Genomic DNA, 23248 nt, shown 5'->3' on the forward strand with positions numbered 1-23248 from the left:
GGCCGCGCTGCTCTACGCCGCCATCGCCAGGTACGGCTCCCAGCTCGGGTCACTGCGCTCGGATCCGCGCACGGTCCATCCGGTGCCGCGCGGCGGGCCCGGGTTCAGGCGCAGCTCCCAGCCCATCTCCTGCGGCGTGCGGTCGCTCTTCACGTTGTTGCAGCGGAGGCAGCACGCGACGAGGTTCTCCCAGGAGTTCTTGCCTCCGCGCGAGCGCGGGAGGACGTGATCGATCGTGGACGCCGATTTCCCGCAGTATCCGCAGCGGTTGCCGTCCCGGCGCAGCACCCCGCGTCGCGTCACCGGCGCATACCGCGTCCTGGGCATCCGCACGTAGCGGCTGAGCACGATCACGGCCGGGCGGTCGAAGCGTCCGTTCGCGGCCCAGACCGGATCGTCGTCGACGCATTCGACGACGGAGGCCTTCTGGTTCATCACCAGCACGAGAGCGCGTCGGAACGACACGATCGCGAGCGGTTCGTACCCCGCGTTGAGCACCAGTGTGCGCATCCTGCATCCCTTCGATTCGCCCGGGACGGCTTCCCGGGTTCTCGACCGCGCGCAGGCAGAGGGTCCGCTGGATACGAAAACGGCGCTGTCTACGAGAGACAGCGCCGTGAGCGCACGGGGATTCCGTGCAGATCCTGCGGGCAATGCCGAAGGACGAGGCGACCGAGTGCATCCGTGGTTCGGATGGCCGGTATTCGTCCCATCGTGTTCCTCCGCCCTTGCGACGACGGAATCAGGCTAACCCATGCCGCTACGACAGCACGGAGAACTTCCGGTGAACGGCGTCCGTGTCGGCTCTGAGGCCGCTCAGAGCACGTTGGCCTGGAGCCAGGCGAGCGGGTCGATCTCGGTGTTGTTGATCAGCACCTCGAAGTGCAGGCAGGAGCCGGAAACCCACCCGGTGTTGCCGACCTCGCCGAGGTACTGTCCGGCGGTGACGCACTGGCCCACCGAGACCGCGCGGGTGTTCATGTGCCCGTACAGCGTGGAGAGGGCGCCCGAGCCGCTGAGCGCCGGGTGGGAGATCTCGACCGTCTCGCCGTAACCGCCGTAGCCGCCCTGGGAGATGGTGACGCAGCCGTCCGCGATCGCGTAGATGGGCGTGCCGATCGGGGCCGCGAAGTCCTGCCCCATGTGGCTGCGCCCGCTGCGAGCGGCGCCGAAGCCGTCGCTCAGGGTGTAGCTGCCGGCCACCATCGGGTAGATGACCTGACCGGGCTGCGCGATGGACGGCATGCTCGTGCGCACGGAGGCGGTCGTCGCCGAGGCCGAGGCGAGAGCGGCGGCCTTCGCCGCTTCGAGCGCCTTCGCCTGCTCCTCCGCCGCCTTCTTCTGCGCGATCTCGTCGGGCGTCGTCGCGGTGAACTGCTCCCGCGTGCTCGGCGCCTGGGTCGCCTCGGAGGCGACCACGATCGACTGCGCGTTGTGCGCGGCGACCTGCTGCGCCGTCACGGGCGATGCGCCGGCGGACGCGGTCGTGCCGGTGGCGAGCGCCGGGAGGGCGATCGCGGCGACCAGGGCGCCGACCGCGGCCAGGATCGACACGGATCGGATGGATCGGACCACGGACCGTCCGGCCTTGGGGGCGGCCGTGCTCCGGGTCGAGCGGGTCGCCTCGGAGCGCGTGGTCTTTTCGAGTTCTCCAGCCACAGGGCTTTTCCTCCAGGCCTCGGCGCGGTGCGCCGGTTCGTCCGCAGTCGCATGCACGACGTCCTGCATCGTGCTCGGGGTAACCGTGGCGGTGACGAACCGGGAGGCTCCGTCACGGTGATCGTCGGCGGGCTTCTCGCCGACGACCTCCCCGACGTTACCCGATCGTGATGATCGTGTCACCCCTGGATTCGCAGAAAGGTCTCTCACCGGTCGCGGATCGCACTCCGATGCGGGAGCGGAACGACGGGATCAGCCCGCGTTCGCGGCGAGCCAGGGTTCGGGATCGAGCACGGAACCACCGATGCGCACCTCGAAGTGCAGGTGGGATCCGTAGGAGTTCCCGGTGTTGCCGACCAGACCGATCAGCTGACCGGCCGCGACCTGATCGCCGACCTCGACCATCCGGCTCCCGTACACCATGTGCCCGTAGCGGGTCTCGACCATGGTGCCGTTGAGGTTGCTCATGATCATGATCGAGACGCCGTAGCCGCCGATGCTCTCGGCGGAGGCCGTCACGGTGCCGGCGGCCGCCGCGTAGATCGGCGTGCCCTCGGGGGCGATCATGTCCCACCCCTCATGGCCGCGACCGGATCCGGGTCCCTCGCCCGGCGTGAAGCTCGTCACGGGGTAGCGCACCGCGCCGGAGCCCGGCGCCACGAGGGCGAGACCGGCGATCGACGGACGGGAGCTGGACGAGACCGTGGCCGCCGCGGCGGCGGCGCGCGCTGCCGCGGCCTCCTCCGCCTTGCGCTTCTCGATCTCGTCGGGGGTGGTCGCGATGAACTGCTCCCGCGTCGTCGGCGCCTGGGTCGCCTCGGAGGCGACCACGATCGACTGCGCGTTGTCCGCCGCGAGCCGCTCGGCCGTCACGGGGCCGGCGTCGGCGGGCCCGCTGGCCGAGGCGAACGCGGGAAGCGCGATCGCGGCCACCAGTGCGCCGACGGCGCCGAGGATGGCGACGGTGCGCACCGGACGCACCAGGGCGGCGGAGCGGGAGCGCGCCGGCGTGCGGTGCTCGACAGCCGGGCTCGCGGTGGTCGTCGTCTCGATCGTGGTCTCAGGCAAAGTCTGTCCTCCGGCCTCTGCACGTCGCCGCACCGGTCCGTCGTCATACGGTCGGTCCGCACAGGGCGCGGACGCACGTCTGCCCACGGCGGCGACGGGCCGATGAGGCGAGCGCCGTGGACTCCGTCGACGGGTAGAGGACGACGGCCCTTCGACGCTACCCGAAAGTCACGGGCGAGTCACACCGACCTAGGGATCCGCTGAACGTTGATTTCCCGCGGATCCGGCGCCCGGCGCACAGGTGACGCCCAGGCTCCGACGCGGCGGGGCCCCGCGATCCGCTCAGGCGACGAGGAAGATGTGCGAGGCGAGCTCGACGGGCAGTTCGAGGCCCTCGTCCTGTCCGTCCACCTCGATGAGGACGTAGCCCTCGTTGAAGCGGAACCGCCCGCGCGCCCCGGGGACGACGCCGGCGTCCCGCAGCTGCTCCAGCAGCTCCGGGTCGACCTGCGCGGGCTCCGCGAGGCGGCGCACCGTGCCCTCGGTCGGCGTGCCCGCCGTGTTCATGTGCTCGACGAGGCCGATCACGCCCTCGTCGAAGGTGCGCGCGGGAGTGCCGCCGAGCTGGTCGAGGCCGGGGATCGGGTTGCCGTAGGGCGACTCGGTGGGGTGGCCCAGCAGTTCGACGAGCCGGCGCTCCACCTGCTCGCTCATCACGTGCTCCCAGCGGCAGGCCTCGTCGTGCACATAGGCCCAGTCCAGCCCGATGACGTCGGACAGCAGGCGCTCGGCGAGGCGGTGCTTGCGCATGACGTCCACGGCCTTGCGGCGTCCGGCCTCGGTCAGCTCGAGGCGGCGGTCCTCGGAGACCACCACGAGACCGTCGCGCTCCATGCGGCCGACCGTCTGCGACACCGTCGGGCCGGAGTGGCCGAGGCGCTCGGAGATGCGAGCGCGCAGCGGGACGATGTTCTCCTCCTCGAGCTCGAGGATGGTGCGGAGGTACATCTCCGTGGTGTCGATCAGATCGGCCATGGATCCCCCTGGTGTGGTCGTGCCGTACGCGCGGCTGCAAGCTGTTAGGCAAGCCTACCTTCTGCGGATGTGCCCCGGCGCTGTCGCGCCGTGCACCGTCATGACCCTCAGCGCACGCCCGTCGCGGGGCGTCACACGGTCGGGAGAGGCCCCGCGCCCCCGCCTAGAATCTGTGCATGGCGATCGAGATTCCCCGCGAACTTCTGCCCGTCGACGGCCGCTTCGGATGCGGCCCGTCCAAGATCCGCCCGGAGCAGGTGAGCGCCCTCGCCGCCGTCGGATCGAGCCTGCTGGGCACCTCGCACCGCCAGGCGCCGGTGAAGAACCTGGTGCGCAGCGTGCGAGAAGGACTATCCTCCCTGTTCCGCCTGCCCGAGGGGTACGAGATCATCCTCGGCAACGGCGGATCCACCGCGTTCTGGGACGCCGCCGCGTTCGGCCTCATCGAGAACCGCGCGCAGAACCTGGTGTCGGGAGAGTTCGGCGGGAAGTTCGCCAAGGCCGCCGCCGCCCCGTGGCTGCAGGCGCCGGATGTGCGCAACGCCGAGCCCGGCGCGCGCGCGGAGGCCGAGATCGTCGACGGCGTGGACGTGTACGCGTGGCCGCACAACGAGACGTCCACCGGGGTGGCCTCGCCGATCCGGCGGGTCGCGGCCGACGGTGCGCTCACCGTCATCGACGCGACGAGCGCCGCGGGCGGCATCGACTTCGACGTGACCGAGACGGACGTCTACTACTTCGCTCCGCAGAAGAACCTCGGCTCCGACGGCGGCCTCTGGTTCGCCGCGGTCTCGCCGGCCGCGATCGAGCGCATCGAGCGCATCGCAGCCTCCGGCCGGTACATCCCCGAGTTCCTCAGCCTGAAGAACGCGGTCGACAACTCACGCCTCGAGCAGACGCTCAACACCCCCGCGCTCACGACCCTGCACCTGCTCGACTCGCAGCTGCAGTGGATCAACGGCAACGGCGGCCTCGCCTGGGCCGCGGCACGCACGGCCGAGTCGTCGCAGGAGCTGTACCGCTGGGCCGAGGCGAGCCCCGTCGCGACCCCGTTCGTGGCGGACCCGGCCGACCGCTCCCCCGTGGTCGCCACGATCGACTTCGACGACTCGGTCGACGCCGCGGCCGTGGCCAAGACGCTGCGCGCCAACGGCATCGTCGACACGGAGCCATACCGCAAGCTCGGCCGCAACCAGCTGCGCATCGCGACGTTCGTCTCGATTGAGCCCGACGACGTGCGCCAGCTGATCCGCTCGATCGACTACGTCCTGGAGCACCGCGACGCCTGACGGCTGCAGACCGGACATGAGAAAGGGCGTCCCCGGAGGGGCGCCCTTTCTGCTGTCCGCTCAGCCGGAGGATCACTCCTCCTCGGCGTCGTCCTCATCGGAGTCGTCGTCCTCATCCGAGTCGTCATCGTCCGACTCCTCGTCATCAGACTCTTCGTCGTCATCGTCCGCGTCGTCGCCTTCCGCAGCGGCGGACACGTCGAGCTCGTCGATGTCCACGCCGTCCAGATCGCCGGCGTGCAGCCGAGGCCGGTCGCCTTCCTCGTCGTCGAGCTCGTCGTCATCGAGATCGTCGGCGTCCGCGTCGAGCTCTTCGTCCGACCCCGCCGACGCGTCGTCCGCACCGTCATGCTGTGCAGACGCGGCGAGCTCGGCCTGGTGCGCGCGGTACTCCGCGAGGCGCTCGGCCCACGGCACCCACTCAGGAGCGAGCAGCGCGCCGTCGCCGGGGAGCAGCTCGGCCTCGAGCACGGTGGGCTCTTCGTCGTCGACCTGGGCGACGGACACGGTCCAGTACCACCCGGGATACCCGCCGAGGCGGTTCTGGAACCGCAGGGAGATCACGCCGTCGGCCTCCGGCAGATAACCCGCGGGCGGTCCCACCGTCGAGGCCGGGGTGATCTCGTGCAGTGCGGCGAGAGCCAGGTCGCGCGCGCCGAGCAGGCGCTCGTTCGGCAGGGAGACCGGAAGCGGCGTGTCGACCGCGAAGCGCTCCTCGACCGCCGGCGCGACGTCGGCCGGCTGCTCGGCGAGCGAACCGGACGGCTCGAGCGCCTCGAGGCCGGCGGCGTCGGTGTCAGGCATCGAAATCCTCGGCGACGTTGCGCAGCACGGCGGCGATCTTGCGGCCGTGGCTGGAAGACGGGTAGCGGCCGCGACGCAGGTCGCCGCCGATGCCGTCGAGGAGCTTGACCAGGTCCTCGACGATCACCGCCATGTCGTCGGCGGGCTTGCGCTTCGTCTTCGCCAGGCTCACCGGAGCCTCGAGCACACGCACCGAGAGCGCCTGCAGCCCGCGCTTGCCGTCGGCGACGCCGAATTCGACACGGGTGCCGGCCTTGACCGTGGACCCGGCGGGGAGGGACGTGGCGTGCAGGAAGACGTCCTGGCCGTCATCGGTGGTGATGAAGCCGAACCCCTTCTCGTCGTCGTAGAACCTGACCTTGCCGGTGGGCATGGGAGAAACCTCGCTGCATCGTTCGTGGAGATGGATCCGACGGGATCCGATCGGGACGGGTGCGGAAGCTCCGCACCCCACCAGCCTACCGGTCGGCGAGCGGGTAGGCTGGGCGGGATGAGCACTCGGCCGCCAGCCCCCGAACCGGAGATCCGCGGGATCGACCGGTTCCTCACGTTCGGCTCGCTGACGCTGGCCGCCCTCTCGGTGATCTGCTTCTTCACGATCATCCTCGGCACCGCGCTCGGCATGAAGCAGGCCGATTTCACGCACGGCGCCTGGCCGATCGTCGGCGTCTTCCCGTTCTGGGGCCTGCCGATCGCCTTCCTCATGATCGTCGTGCTGCTCATCATGAGCTTCGTGCGGAGAGGCCGCGCAGCCCGGCGTTCCTGACGCCCTGCGAGCTGTTCTCCCATGAGCACCCACGCGCGCCTTCTCGCCGAGGCGCTGTCCGCGCGCACGGACGACCAGCTCGCCGCGCTGTTCCGCCGCCGCGAGGTGCGCCCCGACGCGTCGTGGAACGATTTCTTCGACGCGGCTGAGGCGCTGCTGGATCCGTCGTCCGTGGCGAAGGCCCTCCCCCGCCTGACCCGCCAGGAGGCCGCGGGACTGCGCGCAGCGGCATCCGGCGGCGATGCCGGCGCCGCGGCCGAGGCCTTGCGCGCGCTGGCCCTCCTCCCCCCGGCCGACGGCCCGGTCGCACCGTCGGTCGCCGCGGCGGTCGCCGGGCGGGAGATCCCGCGACCGCACCGGCCGGAGACCCCGCAGGGACTCGATGAGGCCGCCGTCGCGCGCGCGGCGGAGCGCGCCTTCACGACGGTCGCCACCCTCGCCGACGCCCTCCTGCTCGCGGAGGAGGGCCCTCTCGCCCTGCTCGCCGGAGGCACGGTCGGGCTCTCCGAGAAGCGGCGGCTCATCGACCGCGGACTGCCCGACGACGCGGCGCTCCTCGACGACGTCCTGGGCCTCGCCGCCGGAGCAGGCCTGCTGCTGCCCGTCGAGCGCACGCTGCGGCTGTCCGACGCCGGCGCCGTGTGGCTCCGCCTCGCGCGCCCGGAGCGCTGGGCCCAGCTGGTCGGCGGGTTCCGAGCCTCGCTGCCCGCAGCGCTGCGCACGCAGGAGGGCGGCTGGATCCCGCTCGCGGCCTGGCCCGACGAGCACCCGTGGGATCCGTCGTGGTCCGACCGCGCGGCCGCGCTCATCCGCCAGGCCCGTCTGCTGGGCCTCGTCGCCGACGGCCCGGAGCACGCAGCGGGCGGCGTGGGCGCGGAGACCCCGTGGGCCCGCGCCGCGCGGGAGGGCGCGGAGCCGGATCCGCAGGGCCTGAGCGCCTACGTGCCGGCGGAGGTCGATCGGATCTTCCTGCAGAACGACCTCACCGCGATCGCCCCCGGGCCCCTCCTGCCCGCGCTGGATCTCCGCCTGCGCGCGATGGCGACGCGGGAGTCCGCGAGCCAGGCGTCGTCCTACCGCTTCACGGCCGACTCGCTGACCGCCGGCCTGTCCTCCGGCGAGACGGAGGAGAGCGTGCTCGCCTTCCTCGAGGACATCTCGCTGACCGGCGTTCCCCAGCCGCTGCGCTACCTGCTCGCGCAGAGCGCCAGCCGGCACGGGCAGGTGCAGGTCGGGACGGATCCCGGGAGCGGACGCACGCGGGTGCGCAGCGCCGACGAGCACCTGCTGCAGGCGATCGGGGTGGACCAGGCTCTGCGCCCACTCGGGCTCGTGCCGGAGACGACCGCCGACGGAACCGCGGTGCTCACGACCCGCGTGAACCGCGACACGGTGTTCTGGGCGCTCAGCGACGAGCACTACCCGGCGGCCCTCGTCGACGCCGACGGGGCGGTGGAGCGGCCCGTGCGCGCCACCGCGGCGAGCGCGCCGCCATCGCCCGACGACGCCGCGCGCTACGCCGCACTCCTCGCCCGCCTGCGCGAGGCGCGGGAGGAGGACGCCGACGCGGCATGGCTGGAGCGCGAGCTCGAGCACGCGGCCCGGCAGCGCGCCGTGCTCGCCGTGGAGGTCGCCATGCCCGACGGCACCGCGCGCGAGCTCGTCCTCGAGGTGACCGGCTTCGGCGGCGGCCGCCTGCGGGGCCGGGATCGGGCGAGCGACGTGGAGCGCACGCTCCCGATCCGCTCGATCCTGTCGACCCGCCCTCTCGAGGACGCGGGATCCTGAGCGCAGCACGCGTCGCCGACACCACCGGCGCACGCCCCGACCTCGACGCGACCGGTAGACTGATCCGCTATGTCTGATGGCCCGCTGATCGTCCAGAGCGACCGCACCGTGCTGCTCGAGGTCGCGCACGCCGACGCCGAGAGCGCGCGGCACGAGCTCGCGATCTTCGCCGAGCTGGAGCGCGCACCCGAGCACATCCACACCTACCGGATCACCCGGCTGGGCCTGTGGAACGCCCGCGCCGCGGGGCACACCGCCGACGACATGCTCGACACGCTCGATCGCTGGTCGCGCTTCCCGGTGCCGCCCTCCGTGTCGGTCGACATCCGCGAGACCGTGAACCGTTACGGCCGCCTCGTGATCGAGCGCGACGACGAGGGCGTGCTCATCCTGCGCTCCTCGGATCCGGCGGTGCTGACCCAGGTCGCCGGCAACAAGCGCATCCAGCCGCTCCTCATCGGCCACCCGGCCCCCGACGTCTACGTCGTGGACGCCTGGGCGCGCGGGCAGATCAAGCAGGAGCTCCTGAAGATCGGCTGGCCCGCGGAGGACCTCGCCGGCTACACCCCGGGCACCCCGCACGAGATCGGTCTGGCCGAGGACGGCTGGACGATGCGCCCCTACCAGCAGCAGGCGGTCGACGCGTTCGCGAAGGACGGCTCGGGCGTGGTGGTGCTCCCCTGCGGCGCAGGGAAGACGATCGTCGGCGCCGGCGCGATGGCCGCCACCAAGACCACCACGCTCATCCTCGTCACGAACGCGGTGTCGGCGCGGCAGTGGCGCGATGAGCTGATCAAGCGCACCAGCCTCACTCCCGAGGAGATCGGCGAGTACTCGGGGCAGGTGAAGGAGGTCAAGCCGGTCACGATCGCGACCTACCAGATCCTCACCGCGAAGCGGAAGGGCCAGTACGCGCACCTCAGCCTGCTCGACGAGATGGACTGGGGCCTCGTGGTCTACGACGAGGTGCACCTGCTCCCGGCGCCGGTGTTCAAGCTGACCGCCGATCTTCAGGCGCGGCGCAGGATCGGCCTCACCGCGACGCTCGTGCGCGAGGACGGCCGCGAGGGCGACGTGTTCAGCCTCATCGGCCCCAAGCGCTTCGACGCCCCGTGGAAGCAGATCGAGGCGCAGGGCTTCATCTCCCCCGCCGCCTGCTACGAGGTGCGCGTCGACCTGCCGCCGGACGACCGGCTCGAATACGCCGCCGCGACCGACGACGAGCGCTACCGGCTGGCGGCGTCGGCACCGGCGAAGATCACCGCCGTGCGCGAGCTCATCGCCAAGCACCCCGGCGAGCGGATCCTCGTGATCGGGCAGTACCTCGACCAGCTCGAGGAGCTGTCCCAGGCTCTGAACGCGCCGTCGATCACGGGCGCGACCCCGGTCGACGAGCGCGAGGAGCTCTACCGGCAGTTCCGCGAGGGCGAGATCGAGCTGCTCGTGGTCTCGAAGGTCGCGAACTTCTCGATCGACCTGCCCGAGGCCTCGGTCGCGATCCAGGTCTCCGGATCCTTCGGCTCCCGCCAGGAGGAGGCGCAGCGCCTGGGACGGCTTCTGCGGCCGAAGCAGTCGGGGCACACGGCGAGCTTCTACACGCTCATCGCGCGCGACACGGTGGACCAGGACTACGCGCAGAACCGGCAGCGCTTCCTCGCCGAGCAGGGCTACAGCTACACGATCATGGACGCGCACGAGCTCGAGGCGGCCTGACGCACGACGCGGCGTCAGGCCGCGCCGGCGAACCATTCCAACGCCAGCCGGACGACCTCGTCGGGACGGTCATCGGTGAGGAAATGCGCGCCGCCGTCGACGAAAGCGAGCTCGAACCGGTCGGCGTGCTGCGCACTGTTCCGACAGATGCGGCGCACCGTCGCCTCTGCGAACGGGCCGTCCTCGCTGCCGAACACGCAGAGCATGGGCGGGCGGAGGCGCATCCGCTTGTAAACGCCGCCCATCAGCCGCCTCGAGACCGGGATCACCATGCCGCGGTACAGCGCTGCCACGGCACGTTCGATCTCAGGGCGCTCGTGCGCCCGCAGGTAGCCCTCGATCGTTTCGTCGGCCATCCGGTGCGCCGCGTACCTCGGTCCGAACAGATATCGCAACGAGCTCCCCGCGCGGTGCAGGACCAGCGCGGGCATGTGCGAGAACGCCGGCATCAGCCGGGGCGAGAACTCCATGAACCCCGGCGGCACCGCCACCTGCACGATCGCCCGCACGCGCTCCGGGTTCCGGTACGCCAGCTGCATCCCGGAGATGGCTCCCATGTCGTGGCAGAGGAATCGCGCAGCGCCGATGCCGAGAGCGTCCAGCACCGCGGTCACGTCATCCAGCTGGGACTCCGCCCCGAACCGTGCATCGTCGGCCTCGGTCCAGCCTGAGCCGCGCAGATCCGGACAGACCACGTGGTATCCCTCTGCGGCGATCGCCGGCGCGATGGTGCGCCACTGCCACCAGTGCATCGGGAACCCGTGTAGAAGAACGACCGGATCGCCCGTGCCGATCGACGCCACATGGGTGCGCAGACCCCGTGTCATCACCATCGTGTGGGTGAAACCGGCTGCCTCGGGGAGCGGTGGCGACCATTCCGCAGCGACGGATGCGGATGCGTTCATGGCGCGACCTCCCTGTCGTCGCACTGCGCGGACCGCTGCGGTTCGCCCTCTCAGGGTACTACGATCATAGTGTCGTCTCTACTATGAAAATAGTGATCTACGCTCGTCCCATGAGCACTACGCGACGTCGGGCGCTCGATGCCGCTGTGGCGCTGATCGGCACAGAGGGGATCCGCGCGCTCACCCATGGCCGCGTCGACGCTGCCGCCGCACTCCCTCCAGGATCCACGTCGAATCACTTCCGCACCCGGGCAGCGCTCGTCTCCGGTGTCGTCGAGTGGCTGGCGACCCAGGAGCGCGCGGACGCCGGCCTCCCGGACATCGGCTCCGCCGACGACTTCATCGACACGCTCTCCCGAATGATCGAGCTCCAGTCCGGCCCCCTCGCGGCGCGGACCAGGGCGCGCTACGCGCTCTTCCTGGAGGCGGACGAGGACGCCGCGCGACCGCTGCGGGAGCAACGGCTCGGCATGGAGGCCTGGGTGCGCGGGATCCTGACGCAGCTCGGCGGAGATGCAGCGGCGCCCCGCACCGCGTTGGTGATGGCCGCCGGCGACGGTCTGCTGCTGCACCGGGTCACCGTCGATCCCCACGCCCCGATCCGCGAGGTGATCGCGCGTGCCGTGCATGCCGCCCTGGACGACTGAGCGGCCGGTGCCGGCTCAGGCCTGCGGGATGACCGTCAGCACCCGCGCCGTGTACTCCGCGAACGCCGCCATGAACTGACGCAGGAACTCCTCGGTGCCCGGCGTGGTGACGCGTCCGTCGTCGTCGATGAGTCCCGGGGAGTAGTGGATGTAGGCCTCGGGCGCGGTCATCTGCCGTGCGTTGAGGAAGCCGAGCGTCGCCCGCAGCGACTGCTGACCGACCGCGGTGCCGATGGCACCCATGGAGGCGCCGACCACCCCGGTCGGCTTGTGCGCCCACACGTTCTGCCCCCACGGCCTGCTGCCCCAGTCGATCGGGTTCTTGAGCGGCCCCGGGAGTGAGCGGTTGTATTCGGGGGTGACGAACAGCAGCGCATCGGCGCTCGCGACCTGAGCTTTGAAATCGAGCGCGACCTGCGGATAGTCGGCGTCGAAGTCGCGGTTGTACAGCGGCAGGTCGGCGTAGGAGATCTCGAAGAACTCGAACCCCTCGGGAGCGAGATGGGTCAGCGCGTTCGCGAGACGACGGTTGATGGAGTCCTTCGAGAGGCTGCCGACGATGACGCCCACCCGGTACGGGCCCTCGTGTTCGATGATGTCGATCTTCATGGCATCACTCTGCACCCGGCACCCCTGCTTCACCAGAGGAATGGCCCGCAATCAGCCCGAACACGGATCCGGTCACCATAATGGGGGCATGACTGAAGCGCGCATCCTGGTCGTCGACGACGAACCCAACATCCGCGATGTCCTCTCCACGGGCCTGAGCTTCGCCGGTTTCTCGGTGAAGACGGTGGCCAACGGCGCGGCCACGATCTCGGCCGTGCTCGAGGAGGAGCCAGACCTCATCATCCTCGACGTGATGCTGCCCGACATGAACGGCTTCAGCGTGACCAAGCGCCTGCGCGGCGCCGGGTTCACCGCGCCGATCCTCTTCCTCACCGCGAAGGACGACACCGAGGACAAGATCGAGGGGTTGAACGCCGGCGGCGACGACTACGTCACCAAGCCCTTCGCCCTGGACGAGATCGTCGCCCGCGCTCAGGCGATCCTGCGCCGCACCATGCAGGCCGACGAGGAGTCGGTGATCCGCGCCGGCGAGCTGTCCATGGATCAGGACACGCACGACGTGTTCGTCGGATCCAGCCCGATCGAGCTCAGCCCGACCGAGTTCAAGCTGCTGCGGTATCTCATGCTGAACCCCAACCGGGTGCTGTCGAAGGCGCAGATCCTCGACCACGTCTGGGAGTACGACTTCAACGGCGACGCCGGCATCGTGGAGAGCTACATCTCGTACCTGCGCCGCAAGATCGACCCGCACACCGAGGAGCCGGTGATCCAGACCAAGCGCGGCTTCGGCTACATGCTCAAGGTGGGGAAGACCGCGTAGCGGATGGGCGAGCCCGACGCGATCACGCGATGGTGGCGCCGGATCAGCCTTCGCGCGAAGGTCACCGGCGTCACCGTCGGCGTGCTCGCGCTCGGCCTGATCGTCACCGGGATCGGCACCATGCCGATCCTGCGCAACCTGCTGATCGGCAACGTCGAGTCGCAGCTGCCCGCGCTCGTCACCAGTGACCTCGCGACGATCACCCCGAACGCTGCCGGCGGGTTCAGCGCCGCCCTGAAGGACGAGCGGCCCGGGCTGTCGGAGTACTTCGTCGCCGTCTACGACGCCCAGGGCGCCCTGGTGTTCTCCGGCGGTGGCGAGGCCAAGGCCACGAAGCCCGAGTTCCCCACCACGTACACGCTGGCGCGCGCGACCCTGGACGCAGGACGCACCGATCCGATCGTGCTGCGCGGTGCGGACGGGTCCGAGTTCCGCGCGGCGGTCGCCGTGCGCGAGGATCCGACCTCGAACATCACCTTCATCCAGTTCGTCGCGCTCTCGCTGGATGAGCCGGACCGCATCATCGCGACCTTCTTCGGCGTCTTCACGACCGTGGCCCTGGTCACCATCATCGTCGCGGCGCTCGCGACGCGCGGACTGGTCACGCTGACCTTCCGCCGGCTCGGCCGCGTGGAGTCGACGGCGATGGCGATCGCGGCCGGCGACTTCAGCCAGCGCCTCACCGATCTCGAGCCGACCACGGAGGTCGGCCGCCTGAACGGCGCGATCAACACGATGCTCGACCGGCTCGACGCCTCGATCGCGCAACGGGACCGGTCCGTGCAGCAGATGCGCCGATTCGTCGGCGACGCCAGCCACGAGCTGCGCACGCCGCTGGTCAGCGTGCGCGGCTATGCCGAGCTGTACCGGATGGGCGCGATCAAGGGCGACGAGGACACCGCCCGCGCGATGGACCGGATCGAGAAGGAGGCGCTGCGGATGGGCGTGCTCGTCGAGGATCTGCTGGCCCTCGCCCGGCTGGACGAGCAGCGCGAGCTCACCATCGAGCCGCTCGACCTGCGACCGCTCGCGCAGGACGCGGCGCTCGACCTGCGCGCCGCGGCGCCCGAGCGCACCGTGACCGTGGTGGACATGACCGCGGAGGCGCCGCAGGCCGCGGCCGCGGAGCCCTCGGTATCCCCCATCACCCGACCCGCACCCACGGCACGCGCCGCGAACGCCCGCGGCCGCATCCCCGCGATCCTGCGCCGGCGTCCGCGCGAGGACAGCCCGGTGCCGGAGATCGACTTCTCGGAGGCGGTGGTCGCGCCGGTCTCCACTCCGCCGATCGTGCTCGGCGAGGAGAACAAGGTGCGCCAGGTGATCGCGAACCTGCTCGGCAACGCCCGCCGGTTCTCGCCGGGCGACTCCCCGATCGAGGTCGTCGTGGGGGCGGACCGGCATCGCGGGGTCGGCTGGTTCTCGATCGTCGACCACGGCGAGGGTGTGCCGGAGCAGATCCGCGATCAGATCTTCCAGCGCTTCTGGCGCGCCGACTCCTCGCGCACGCGCGACACCGGCGGCGCGGGACTGGGTCTCGCGATCGTGGCGTCGATCGTCCGTGCCCTGAACGGCTCCGTGCAGGTCACGGAGACCGTCGGCGGCGGCGCCACGTTCACCGTCTCGCTGCCGCTCGCGCCCTCGCGCGCCACCCCCGAGCATCTGCTGCAGGACACGCAGCCCATCGAGCCGCTCGACCTGCCGCGCTGAGCCTCGGGAGCCGGCCGACCGGCCCGCACAGGCGTCGCCGCTCACCGTCTGTGCACGCGATGCGCGACCGGCCGTACGGGGGCGGTGCGGGGACCTAGCGTCGGACGCATCCGCTGTCCCGACGAAAGGTTCTCCCATGTCCGTCTTCACCGTCGACACCGACGCCGTCGCCACCACGCGGCTCTCGGTGGGCGCCACCGCCGAACGACTCCAGAACGACGCCGCGGCCATGATGGCGCAGCTCACCCAGCTGCAGTCGTCCTGGACCGGCGCCGCATCCGCCGCCTGCCAGGACGCCGCGGAGCAGTGGCGCGGCGCACAGGCGCACGTCGAGCAGGCGCTCGCGGCGATCGCGCAGGCGCTCGGCTCGGCCGCGCAGTTCTACGCCCAGGCCGAGAGCGACTCGACGGCGCTGTTCCGCTGAGCGAGCACGTCCCTGCGGTGCGGATCGCCCTGCAGGGACGGAGAAGGCCCCCGGGACGGATCCCGGGGGCCTTCTCGATGGAGGTCTGGACTCAGAAGTCCATGCCGCCGGACGGGTCGCCCATCGGAGCGGCGGCCTTCTCCGGCTTGTCGGCCACGACCGCCTCGGTGGTGAGGAACAGGCCGGCGATCGACGCGGCGTTCTGCAGCGCCGAACGGGTGACCTTGGCCGGGTCGATGATGCCCTGTGCGAACATGTCGCCGTACTCGCCGGTGGCCGCGTTCAGGCCCTGGCCCGAGGGGAGCTCGGAGACCTTGTGCGCCACGACGCCGGCCTCGAGGCCCGCGTTGACGGCGATCTGCTTGAGCGGCGCCTCGATCGCGACGCGCACGATGTTCGCGCCGGTCGCCTCGTCGCCCGAGAGCTCCAGACCCGCGAGGGCCTTGGTGCCGGACTGGATCAGCGCGACGCCACCACCGGGGACGATGCCCTCCTCGACGGCCGCCTTCGCGTTGCGCACGGCGTCCTCGATACGGTGCTTGCGCTCCTTGAGCTCGACCTCGGTGGCCGCGCCCGCCTTGATGACGGCCACACCGCCGGCGAGCTTGGCGAGGCGCTCCTGCAGCTTCTCGCGGTCGTAGTCGCTGTCGGTGTTCTCGATCTCGCGACGGATCTGCGTGACGCGACCCTCGATCTGGGAAGCCTCGCCGGCGCCCTCGACGATCGTGGTCTCGTCCTTGGTGACGATGACCTTGCGCGCACGGCCCAGCTCGGCGAGCGTGGTGTTCTCGAGCTTGAGGCCGACCTCCTCGGTGATCACGGTGCCACCGGTGAGGATCGCGATGTCCTGCAGCTGCGCCTTGCGGCGGTCGCCGAAGCCCGGAGCCTTGACGGCCACGGACTTGAAGATGCCCTTGAGCTTGTTCAGCACGAGCGTCGCGAGAGCCTCGCCCTCGACGTCCTCGGCGATGATGACGAGCTCCTTGCCGTCCTGGATCACCTTGTCGACGACGGGCAGAAGGTCCTTGATGTTGGAGATCTTCTGGTTCGCGATGAGGATGTACGGGTCCTCGAAGACGGCCTCCTGGCGCTCCGGGTCCGTGACGAAGTAGGGGTTCAGGTAGCCCTTGTCGAAGCGCATGCCCTCGGTGAGCTCGAGCTCGGTGCCGAAGGTCTGCGACTCCTCGACGGTGACGACGCCCTCCTTGCCGACCTTGTCGATCGCCTCGGCGATGAGCTCGCCGATGGCCGGGTCGGCGGCGGAGATGGACGCGGTGGCGGCGATCTCCTCCTTGGACTCGATCTCCTTCGCGCTGGCGAGCAGCTCCGCGGTGATGGCGGCGACGGCCTTCTCGATGCCCTTCTTCAGGCTGATCGGGTCGGCGCCGGCGGCGACGTTGCGCAGGCCCTCGCGGACGAGCGCCTGAGCCAGGACGGTGGCGGTGGTGGTGCCGTCTCCGGCGACGTCGTCGGTCTTCTTGGCGACCTCCTTGACGAGCTCCGCACCGATCTTCTCGTACGGGTCGTCGAGCTCGATCTCCTTGGCGATGGACACGCCGTCGTTCGTGATGGTGGGGGCGCCCCACTTCTTCTCGAGCACGACGTTGCGGCCGCGCGGGCCGAGGGTCACCTTGACCGCGTCGGCCAGGATGTTCAGGCCGCGCTCGAGGCCGCGACGGGCCTCCTCATCGAAAGCGATGATCTTTGCCATGAGTTCTGTCGTCCCTCCTGGACGTAGACATTGGGTTTAGCACTCAGATCAGTCGAGTGCTAAACCCAGTCTGGCACTCGACCCCTGAGAGTGCAAGCCACGGCGAGCACCACCGCGGTCAGCCCGTGGCGCCGTCCCCGCCCGTGTCCGCGGGAGTCGGCTCGCTCGTGGGCGCGTTCTTCGCGAGATCCCTGCCGATCACCACGGTGAGCTGCTTCTGGCCGGGCACCACGTCGTCCCCGTAGCGGTCGCTCTGCGCGATCTTCGTCGCGCCGAGGAGGGTGGCCAGAGCCTGAGCAGGGGCCTTGTCGGCCTCGGTCTTGTAGTAGACGGTGGTGGTCGGGAAGTCCTGCGTGTCGGCATCGCCCGGCGCCACAGAGCCCGCGGCGAAGCCCGCGTTGACGATCGTGTCCCGCGTCGCCGCCGCCAACCCGTTCACGCCCGTCGCGTTGAGCACGAACACCGCGTAGGTCGTGTCGAGCGCCGGCGGCGCCGAGGTCGCGGTGCGGGAGATCGAGGGCAGAGGCTCGCTCTGGTCGAAGCCGATCTTGCCCATCGTGAGCATCGCGGCGAAGATCCCGACGGCGATCAGCACCACCGTGGCGATCGCCGCCCACAGCAGCACGAACCAGCCGCGCATGCCCGGGTTCTCGGCACGGTGGGCGCCGACGCGTCCCTGCGCGTGCGGGATCACGTCGAATCGGTCGCGGGCGGATTGTGGCATCCCATGATGTTATCCGGCGGGTCCCGTCGGATTCCCTGAACGACAGGCCGACCCGCCGCGGGTCAGCCCGCGGACAGAGCCGTGCGGCCCGCCCGGCGCGCAGCGGCGTCGTCGCGGATCCGGCGCAGCCGGCGCACGAGCATGGGATCCGCCGCCAGGGCCTGCTCCGTGTCGATGACGCGGTCCAGCAGCTGGTAGTAGCGTGCCGGGGTCAGCTGCAGCTCGCCGCGGATCGCCTCCTCCTTGGCGCTCGAGTGCCCGGGACGCCGGGCCTCGAACTCCAGGATCTCGCGCTCGCGGTCGCTGAGGAGGTCGGTCACCTGCCCAGGCTACGTCTGCGACGCCCGCAGGGCGGGGACGACGCGCCCGATGCGCGGCCCGCAGAGCCGGCGGAAGCGGGAGAATGGAAACGACCCCGGGAGGATCCATGTCGCACCGCGTGACCAAGACCGATGCCGAATGGCGTGCCGAGCTCGCCCCGCAGCAGTACGCCGTGCTGCGCGAGGCCGCGACGGAGCGGCCGTGGACGGGCGAGCTGCTCGACGAGCACCGCGCAGGCCTGTACACGTGCGGCGCGTGCGGTGCCGAGCTCTTCCGCAGCGGGACCAAGTTCGACTCCGGCTGCGGCTGGCCGAGCTTCTACGAGTCGGTCCGCCCCGAGGCCGTGGAGCTCATCGAAGACACCAGCCTGGGTATGGTGCGCACCGAGGTGCGCTGCGCCGCGTGCGGCTCGCACCTCGGCCACGTGTTCCCCGACGGCTTCGGCACCCCCACGGGCGACCGCTACTGCATGAACTCGATCGCGCTGTCCTTCCAGCCGGACGAGGGCGCCGCCGAGGCATGAGCGCTCTCGAGGCCGCCCGTCGCCGGCAGTCCTGGTCGAAGGTGACCCCCGAGGCGCCGACGCGCGAGCAGCTGCTCCCGCTCGTCGCCGCGGCCGGCCGCGTGGCGGACCACTCCTCGCTGCAGCCCTGGCGGCTGATCGAGCTGCGCGGAGAGGACCGGATCCGCCTCGGTGAGGCGATCTCCCGGGTGCGCGGCGACGACGAGCCCTCGACCAAGCCGCTGCGCGCCTCCCTGCTCATCGCCGTGGTCGCGAGCTACCGGCCGAGCGAGAAGGTGCCGCGGTGGGAGCAGGAGGCCGTCGCCTCGGGCGTCGCGCACCTGCTCAGCCTGCTGCTGGACGAGGCCGGGTGGGGCGTCATCTGGCGCACCGGCGACTACACCCGCAGCCCCGAGGTGGCCGCGCTGCACGGGCTCGGCGAGGACGAGGCGCTGCTCGGCTGGCTCTACGTGGGCGGCAAGCCCGACCGCTCCCCCGGCTCCCGCCGCACGGTGGATCCGGAGCCGCTGCTGACCGCGCTGCCGCGCTAGACAGCCCCTCCGCGCTCGACGGATCCGCTCTCGCGCCGCCGACGCGGCCAGGGCAGCGCCACCAGCACGGAGAGGCCCGCGGCGAGCACCATCCCGATGACCTGCCACGGCGCGGGACCCGCCGCGGGAGGCCAGAAGAGGTCGATCAGCACCGAGACGACGAGCTGCCCGAGCACGGCGCCCAGCCCCATCAGCAGCACCCCGGTGCGCGCCACGATGACGACGCCCAGCAGGATGTAGGCCGCGCCGAGCAGCCCGCCCAGGTACAGCCAGAGGTCGCCGGGGAACGCGGTCGGGAGCGGGTGCGGTGCACCCCTGACCACCAGGCTCACGGCCACGGACGCGGACAGCACGACCACCCCGCCGAGGAAGCTGATGTACGTGGCGCCGAGCGGCGAGGCGATGCGCTGCCCCAGGCGCCCGTTCACCGCCGACTGGAAGGCGATGCCCGCGCCGGTGAGGAAGGGCAGCACGAGCATCCACAGCGGTGCGCGCGAGAGCACGTCGCCGCCCAGCGAGAACCCGACCGCGACCAGGGCGCACAGTCCGCCGATCAGCCGCCCCGGAGTGATGGCGACCACGCCGGCCGGACCGAAGCCGACCCGGTCGAGCAGCAGGCCGTGCAGGGTCTGACCCGCCACGACGCCGACCGTGAACAGTGCGACGCCGAGGACCCCGGCGACCAGCCCCTGCGTCGACACCGTCAGCGCACCGCACGCGCCGCCGAGCAGCATCCACCAGGGGACGCCGCCGCTGCGCACTCCGCGCCACACCCGGCCCAGGGCCGCCCGGCCGGACCCGCGCAGCAGCACCGGCACGCTCAGCAGCACCAGCCCCACGGCGAAGGACACCCAGCCGGCGAGGACGCCGTTGTCGAGCCGCACGCCGAGCTGGCCGTTCACACGCGCCTGGATCGCGGTCATCGCGCCGATCGCGACCGCTCCGCCGAGCGCCAGCGCGGTGCCGGCACGGGGCGGGCGCGGCGGGCGATCGATCACCGTCCCGAGCCTACTCGGCGCGGATGCGCCGCCGGCCGCGCCGATGTCGGTGCCGCGCGGTACGCTCCAGCCATGTGCGCGAGCTACGGACTGGATCCCCGGTTCAGCGATCAGCAGCTGATCGAGGAGGCCGACGACGAACTGATGGAGGGCATCCGCGCGTGGGCGCGGCGCAACGCCGACGAGGCGGTGCGACCGACCGGACGGCTGCTGCGCAACCTCAATCCGATCCTGCGGCCCTCCGATCCGGCTCCGCTGCTCGAGGAGGCGTGGTGGGGCTTCCTGATCGACGGCAGACCCTCGCGGTTCCCCTCGATCAACACCCGCTCCGAACGGCTGCAGGAGCGCCCCGGCGGGCTGCGCGGCCGGGCGATCGTCCCCGCGACGCGCTGGTTCGAGATGCAGAAGCCGTCGAAGACCTGGCACGAGTTCGCACTGGACGGCGCGCTGTTCGGCATGGCGGCGGTGACGCAGCGCGGCCGCGCCGAAGACGGGTCCTGGTTCACCTGCTATTCGATCGTGATGCAGCCCGCGCCCGAGCGGCTGGCCGGGATCCACGACCGGATGCCGGTGCTGATCCCCGCGGGGTTCGCGAACGACTGGCTGACCGGAGAGCCGACGCGTGAGCTGATGGACGAGGCGCTGCTCGCCTCGTCCGACGCGACCCGGTGGGTGCAGGCCGCCACGATGACGTCGGCGCCCTGAGCGCCCCGCCGGACGGGATCGGAGCCTCCTGCCGGACTCGAACCGGCCACCTGCGGTTTACAAGGCCGCTGCTCTACCAGATGAGCTAAGGAGGCGTACAGCGGTCGCGCTCCACGGCGCGACCGCTCCACAGCGTAGCAAGCGCCCGGCAGGGCCGGTCGCCGTGCGGCCCTGGGATCAGGGCGTGACGGTCGGGCTCGGCGTGGGGGTGATGGTCGGACCGGGCGTCCCGTAGTACGAGTCGCTCGCCACGGACAGCACGAACTGGCTGAACTCGGCGGCGTCCGTGAGGGAGCCGGCGTAGACCTGGCCGTTCACGACGATCGTCGGCGCGCCGCTCAGCGCGGCCTTCTTCGAGCCGGGCAGCGGCCCGTCGACGGCTCGCTGCGTCACATCCTTGACCCAGGAGTCGTAGGTGCCGTCCTCGACGCACCCGCGCATGCCCTCCACGTCCTTGACGCCGCTGTCGACCGCGAGCTTCACGAGCTCCTTGTCGCTCTTGCCGTCCGTGTCCTGCTTGGGCTGATCGATCAGCAGGGCGTGGTTGTAGGCGTAGAAGACGTCGGGCTGCCGCGCTGCGACGCAGGCCGCGGCGGACGCCGCGCGCAGCGAGTACTTGGTGCCGTTGGAGTTGGCCGTGAGCAGCGCGACCGGGTGGTAGGTCACGGTGGCCGCTTCCTGGTCGACCCACGTCGCGAGCTGCTTGGCGTTCGCGCGCTCGAAGTCGCCGGCCCCCGGCGAGAGGTAGTCGACGTACACGTGGATGTCCACCGGGCCGGACGAAGACGTCGGATCCGGGGTCGGCGTCGACGACGCGGTCGCGGACGGCGCGGCGGCGCTGCTCGGGCTGGGCGTCGGAGTGGAGGCGGCGCGGGCCGACGCGAGGTCGCCCTTCGTGACCTCGACGCCGTCGTCCTTCAGGTTCGACGGGCTGAGCGAGGGCTTCGACACCGCCGACCCCACGGCCCACGCCACGGCGCCGCCGGCGGCGCCGACGACGACGATCGCGACCACGGCGATGATCACGCGTCGCATGATCCGGGCGCGGGACTGCTGGGCGTTCACCTGCTGGGCCTTCTCCCGCACGGCCGCACGCGAGTGCGAGGGCGTGGGGACGTTCGGCGTTTCGTCGCTCGACATCGTTCCTCTTGGTTCCTGGGGATGGGCCATCCCGGCGTCCGACCGCCAACGGGCGCGGCACGGCACGGGTTCGATGCTAGCCAGGCAGGCTGAGAAATGCCCAGACGAGGACTGGCCGCTCCCTGCGAGCCCGGAAGCGGAAAGCGCTTCACGGGGATAGACCTCCCCGGACGGCGCATGTCATACTGAACGCGGCCCGACGGCGGGCCACGGCGGGCTCACCCTCGTCGCTTTTTCACTACGGATCGTCCGGCACGTACCTGCCGGTGAAGGAGAAGACAATGGCAACCGTGACCTTCGACGAGGCCACCCGGCTCTACCCCGGCGGCACCCGCCCCGCGGTCGACAAGCTGAACATCGAGATCGCCGACGGCGAGTTCCTGGTTCTGGTCGGCCCCTCCGGCTGCGGAAAGTCCACCTCGCTGCGCATGCTCGCCGGCCTCGAAGAGGTCAACGCGGGCCGCATCCTCATCGGCGACCGCGACGTCACCGACGTCCCGCCCAAGGACCGCGACATCGCGATGGTGTTCCAGAACTACGCCCTGTACCCGCACATGACCGTCGCCGAGAACATGGGCTTCGCGCTCAAGATCGCCGGCGTCGGCAAGGAGGAGCGTGCCGCCCGCGTGCTCGAGGCCGCCAAGCTCCTCGACCTGGAGCAGTACCTCACCCGCAAGCCGAAGGCGCTCTCCGGCGGTCAGCGTCAGCGCGTCGCCATGGGTCGCGCGATCGTGCGTCAGCCGCAGGTGTTCCTCATGGACGAGCCGCTGTCGAACCTCGACGCGAAGCTCCGCGTGCAGACCCGCACCCAGATCGCGTCCCTGCAGCGCCGCCTCGGCGTCACCACCGTCTACGTGACGCACGACCAGACCGAGGCGCTCACGATGGGCGACCGCATCGCCGTGCTCAAGGACGGCCTGCTGCAGCAGGTCGGCTCGCCACGCGACCTGTACGAGAACCCGAGCAACGTGTTCGTCGCCGGCTTCATCGGCTCCCCCGCGATGAACCTCTTCGCCGCCGACCTCGCCGACGGCGGCGTGCAGTTCGGCTCCGAGGTCGTCCCGCTCGACCGCGAGACGGTCAGCGGCGCCACGGGCTCGCAGATCACGGTCGGCGTGCGCCCCGAGGACATCACGGTCGGCCCCGCCGACGGCAAGGGCCTGTCGGTCGTCGTCGACCTGGTGGAGGAGCTCGGCGCCGACGGCTACCTCTACGGGCACACCGAGATCAACGGCAAGCGCACCGACCTGGTCGCGCGCGTCGACGGCCGCAACCACCCGAACGCGGGCGAGACCGTCACGCTGGCCGCGAACCCGGGCCACGTGCACGCGTTCGACCTCGAGTCGGGCGAGCGCCTGAACAAGAAGCCCATCGCGGCTTCCTGATCATCCGATAGCGCGACGCGGCGCGGGGGTTCGTCCCTCGCGCCGCGTCGTCGTCTCCGGGGCGGTCCCGCCC

25 protein-coding genes and 1 tRNA gene are annotated in these 23248 nt (G+C 71.2%); 12 read left to right on the top strand and 14 right to left on the bottom strand.

All coding sequences use genetic code 11. The features are described from left to right. Positions 1–12: 12 nt before the first annotated feature. The 4 genes from NFX31_RS12405 to NFX31_RS12420 form a co-directional block, all read right to left on the bottom strand. Positions 13–510: an HNH endonuclease gene (locus NFX31_RS12405; RefSeq protein ID WP_045250623.1), complete on the bottom strand. Its 498-nt coding sequence runs from the start codon at positions 508–510 to the stop codon at positions 13–15. Between the two features lie 306 nt (positions 511–816). Beyond that, the gene (locus NFX31_RS12410) at positions 817–1659 is read right to left on the bottom strand and encodes a M23 family metallopeptidase (RefSeq protein ID WP_262955856.1); all 843 of its coding nucleotides are present in this window, start codon (positions 1657–1659) and stop codon (positions 817–819) included. 252 nt (positions 1660–1911) lie between these two features. Continuing rightward, positions 1912–2727, bottom strand: a complete 816-nt coding sequence (locus NFX31_RS12415; protein ID WP_258955418.1) for a M23 family metallopeptidase — start codon at positions 2725–2727, stop codon at positions 1912–1914. Positions 2728–3009: 282 nt separating this feature from the next. Further along, positions 3010–3702, bottom strand: coding sequence for an iron-dependent transcriptional repressor DtxR (locus NFX31_RS12420; RefSeq protein ID WP_045250625.1), 693 nt, complete (start codon positions 3700–3702; stop codon positions 3010–3012). 176 nt (positions 3703–3878) lie between these two features. Here NFX31_RS12420 and serC point away from each other — a divergent pair, with 176 nt between their 5' ends. Beyond that, a complete protein-coding gene (serC, locus tag NFX31_RS12425; protein WP_091479229.1) occupies positions 3879–4991 on the top strand; it encodes a phosphoserine transaminase in 1113 nt (370 codons plus the stop codon). 72 nt (positions 4992–5063) lie between these two features. Here serC and NFX31_RS12430 read toward each other — a convergent pair whose 3' ends face one another. After that, positions 5064–5795, bottom strand: coding sequence for a DUF3027 domain-containing protein (locus NFX31_RS12430; RefSeq protein ID WP_262955857.1), 732 nt, complete (start codon positions 5793–5795; stop codon positions 5064–5066). Beyond that, positions 5788–6168, bottom strand: a complete 381-nt coding sequence (locus NFX31_RS12435; protein ID WP_045250627.1) for a cold-shock protein — start codon at positions 6166–6168, stop codon at positions 5788–5790. Before NFX31_RS12435 ends, NFX31_RS12430 begins: the two co-directional genes overlap by 8 nt. Before the next feature lie 117 nt (positions 6169–6285). On the opposite strand from NFX31_RS12435, the gene NFX31_RS12440 reads away from it, so the two are divergent. From NFX31_RS12440 to NFX31_RS12450, 3 genes are all read left to right on the top strand, one after another. Continuing rightward, complete coding sequence (locus NFX31_RS12440; RefSeq protein ID WP_045250628.1) at positions 6286–6561, top strand: hypothetical protein; 276 nt, start codon at positions 6286–6288, stop codon at positions 6559–6561. A 21-nt stretch (positions 6562–6582) separates the two neighbouring features. After that, the gene (locus tag NFX31_RS12445) at positions 6583–8349 is read left to right on the top strand and encodes a helicase-associated domain-containing protein (RefSeq protein ID WP_262955858.1); all 1767 of its coding nucleotides are present in this window, start codon (positions 6583–6585) and stop codon (positions 8347–8349) included. A 69-nt stretch (positions 8350–8418) separates the two neighbouring features. After that, positions 8419–10062, top strand: coding sequence for a DNA repair helicase XPB (locus NFX31_RS12450; protein ID WP_045250630.1), 1644 nt, complete (start codon positions 8419–8421; stop codon positions 10060–10062). 14 nt (positions 10063–10076) lie between these two features. Here the strand turns inward: NFX31_RS12450 and NFX31_RS12455 are convergent, their stop codons facing one another. Then, positions 10077–10967 carry an alpha/beta fold hydrolase gene (locus NFX31_RS12455; protein ID WP_262955859.1) on the bottom strand — a complete coding sequence of 297 codons (891 nt, stop codon included), beginning with the start codon at positions 10965–10967 and terminating at the stop codon, positions 10077–10079. 110 nt (positions 10968–11077) lie between these two features. Between NFX31_RS12455 and NFX31_RS12460 the strand changes: the two genes are divergently transcribed. Next, positions 11078–11614, top strand: coding sequence for a TetR/AcrR family transcriptional regulator (locus NFX31_RS12460; protein WP_045250696.1), 537 nt, complete (start codon positions 11078–11080; stop codon positions 11612–11614). 15 nt (positions 11615–11629) lie between these two features. On the opposite strand, the gene NFX31_RS12465 is transcribed toward NFX31_RS12460, so the two are convergent. Beyond that, on the bottom strand, positions 11630–12223 hold the full coding sequence (locus NFX31_RS12465) for an NADPH-dependent FMN reductase (RefSeq protein ID WP_262955860.1): 594 nt from the start codon (positions 12221–12223) through the stop codon (positions 11630–11632). 88 nt (positions 12224–12311) lie between these two features. Between NFX31_RS12465 and NFX31_RS12470 the strand changes: the two genes are divergently transcribed. From NFX31_RS12470 to NFX31_RS12480, 3 genes are all read left to right on the top strand, one after another. Beyond that, positions 12312–13004: a response regulator transcription factor gene (locus tag NFX31_RS12470; RefSeq protein ID WP_045250633.1), complete on the top strand. Its 693-nt coding sequence runs from the start codon at positions 12312–12314 to the stop codon at positions 13002–13004. A gap of 3 nt (positions 13005–13007) precedes the next feature. Further along, complete coding sequence (locus tag NFX31_RS12475; RefSeq protein ID WP_091479238.1) at positions 13008–14714, top strand: sensor histidine kinase; 1707 nt, start codon at positions 13008–13010, stop codon at positions 14712–14714. Between the two features lie 136 nt (positions 14715–14850). Then, on the top strand, positions 14851–15138 hold the full coding sequence (locus NFX31_RS12480) for a WXG100 family type VII secretion target (RefSeq protein ID WP_045250635.1): 288 nt from the start codon (positions 14851–14853) through the stop codon (positions 15136–15138). Positions 15139–15229: 91 nt separating this feature from the next. Here the strand turns inward: NFX31_RS12480 and groL are convergent, their stop codons facing one another. The 3 genes from groL to NFX31_RS12495 all read right to left on the bottom strand — a co-directional run bounded on the left by groL (position 15230) and on the right by NFX31_RS12495 (position 17893). Continuing rightward, positions 15230–16849 (bottom strand): chaperonin GroEL, encoded by a 1620-nt coding sequence (groL, locus tag NFX31_RS12485; protein WP_262955861.1) that lies wholly within the window; start codon positions 16847–16849, stop codon positions 15230–15232. A 118-nt stretch (positions 16850–16967) separates the two neighbouring features. Then, a complete protein-coding gene (locus NFX31_RS12490) occupies positions 16968–17573 on the bottom strand; it encodes a LytR C-terminal domain-containing protein (RefSeq protein ID WP_045250637.1) in 606 nt (201 codons plus the stop codon). A 62-nt stretch (positions 17574–17635) separates the two neighbouring features. After that, complete coding sequence (locus tag NFX31_RS12495; protein WP_262955862.1) at positions 17636–17893, bottom strand: DUF3263 domain-containing protein; 258 nt, start codon at positions 17891–17893, stop codon at positions 17636–17638. Positions 17894–18000: 107 nt separating this feature from the next. Here NFX31_RS12495 and msrB point away from each other — a divergent pair, with 107 nt between their 5' ends. Then, positions 18001–18417: a peptide-methionine (R)-S-oxide reductase MsrB gene (gene msrB, locus NFX31_RS12500; protein ID WP_045250639.1), complete on the top strand. Its 417-nt coding sequence runs from the start codon at positions 18001–18003 to the stop codon at positions 18415–18417. Further along, entirely contained in the window at positions 18414–18947 is a 534-nt protein-coding gene (locus NFX31_RS12505) for a nitroreductase family protein (protein WP_045250640.1), read from the top strand. The genes msrB and NFX31_RS12505 overlap by 4 nt, the downstream gene beginning before the upstream one ends. On the opposite strand, the gene NFX31_RS12510 is transcribed toward NFX31_RS12505, so the two are convergent. Next, the gene (locus NFX31_RS12510; RefSeq protein WP_420847439.1) at positions 18944–19903 is read right to left on the bottom strand and encodes a DMT family transporter; all 960 of its coding nucleotides are present in this window, start codon (positions 19901–19903) and stop codon (positions 18944–18946) included. The genes NFX31_RS12505 and NFX31_RS12510 overlap by 4 nt on opposite strands. Before the next feature lie 114 nt (positions 19904–20017). On the opposite strand from NFX31_RS12510, the gene NFX31_RS12515 reads away from it, so the two are divergent. Continuing rightward, positions 20018–20650 carry an SOS response-associated peptidase gene (locus NFX31_RS12515; protein WP_262955864.1) on the top strand — a complete coding sequence of 211 codons (633 nt, stop codon included), beginning with the start codon at positions 20018–20020 and terminating at the stop codon, positions 20648–20650. Positions 20651–20672: 22 nt separating this feature from the next. Here NFX31_RS12515 and NFX31_RS12520 read toward each other — a convergent pair. Then, a tRNA-Thr gene (locus NFX31_RS12520) sits at positions 20673–20745 on the bottom strand. Positions 20746–20827: 82 nt separating this feature from the next. Continuing rightward, positions 20828–21790 carry a DsbA family protein gene (locus tag NFX31_RS12525; protein WP_262955865.1) on the bottom strand — a complete coding sequence of 321 codons (963 nt, stop codon included), beginning with the start codon at positions 21788–21790 and terminating at the stop codon, positions 20828–20830. A 281-nt stretch (positions 21791–22071) separates the two neighbouring features. Here NFX31_RS12525 and NFX31_RS12530 point away from each other — a divergent pair, with 281 nt between their 5' ends. After that, on the top strand, positions 22072–23175 hold the full coding sequence (locus NFX31_RS12530) for an ABC transporter ATP-binding protein (protein ID WP_045250643.1): 1104 nt from the start codon (positions 22072–22074) through the stop codon (positions 23173–23175). Positions 23176–23248 lie beyond the last annotated feature (73 nt).

The organism is Microbacterium azadirachtae (assembly GCF_025583665.1).
Lineage (GTDB): Bacteria > Actinomycetota > Actinomycetes > Actinomycetales > Microbacteriaceae > Microbacterium > Microbacterium azadirachtae.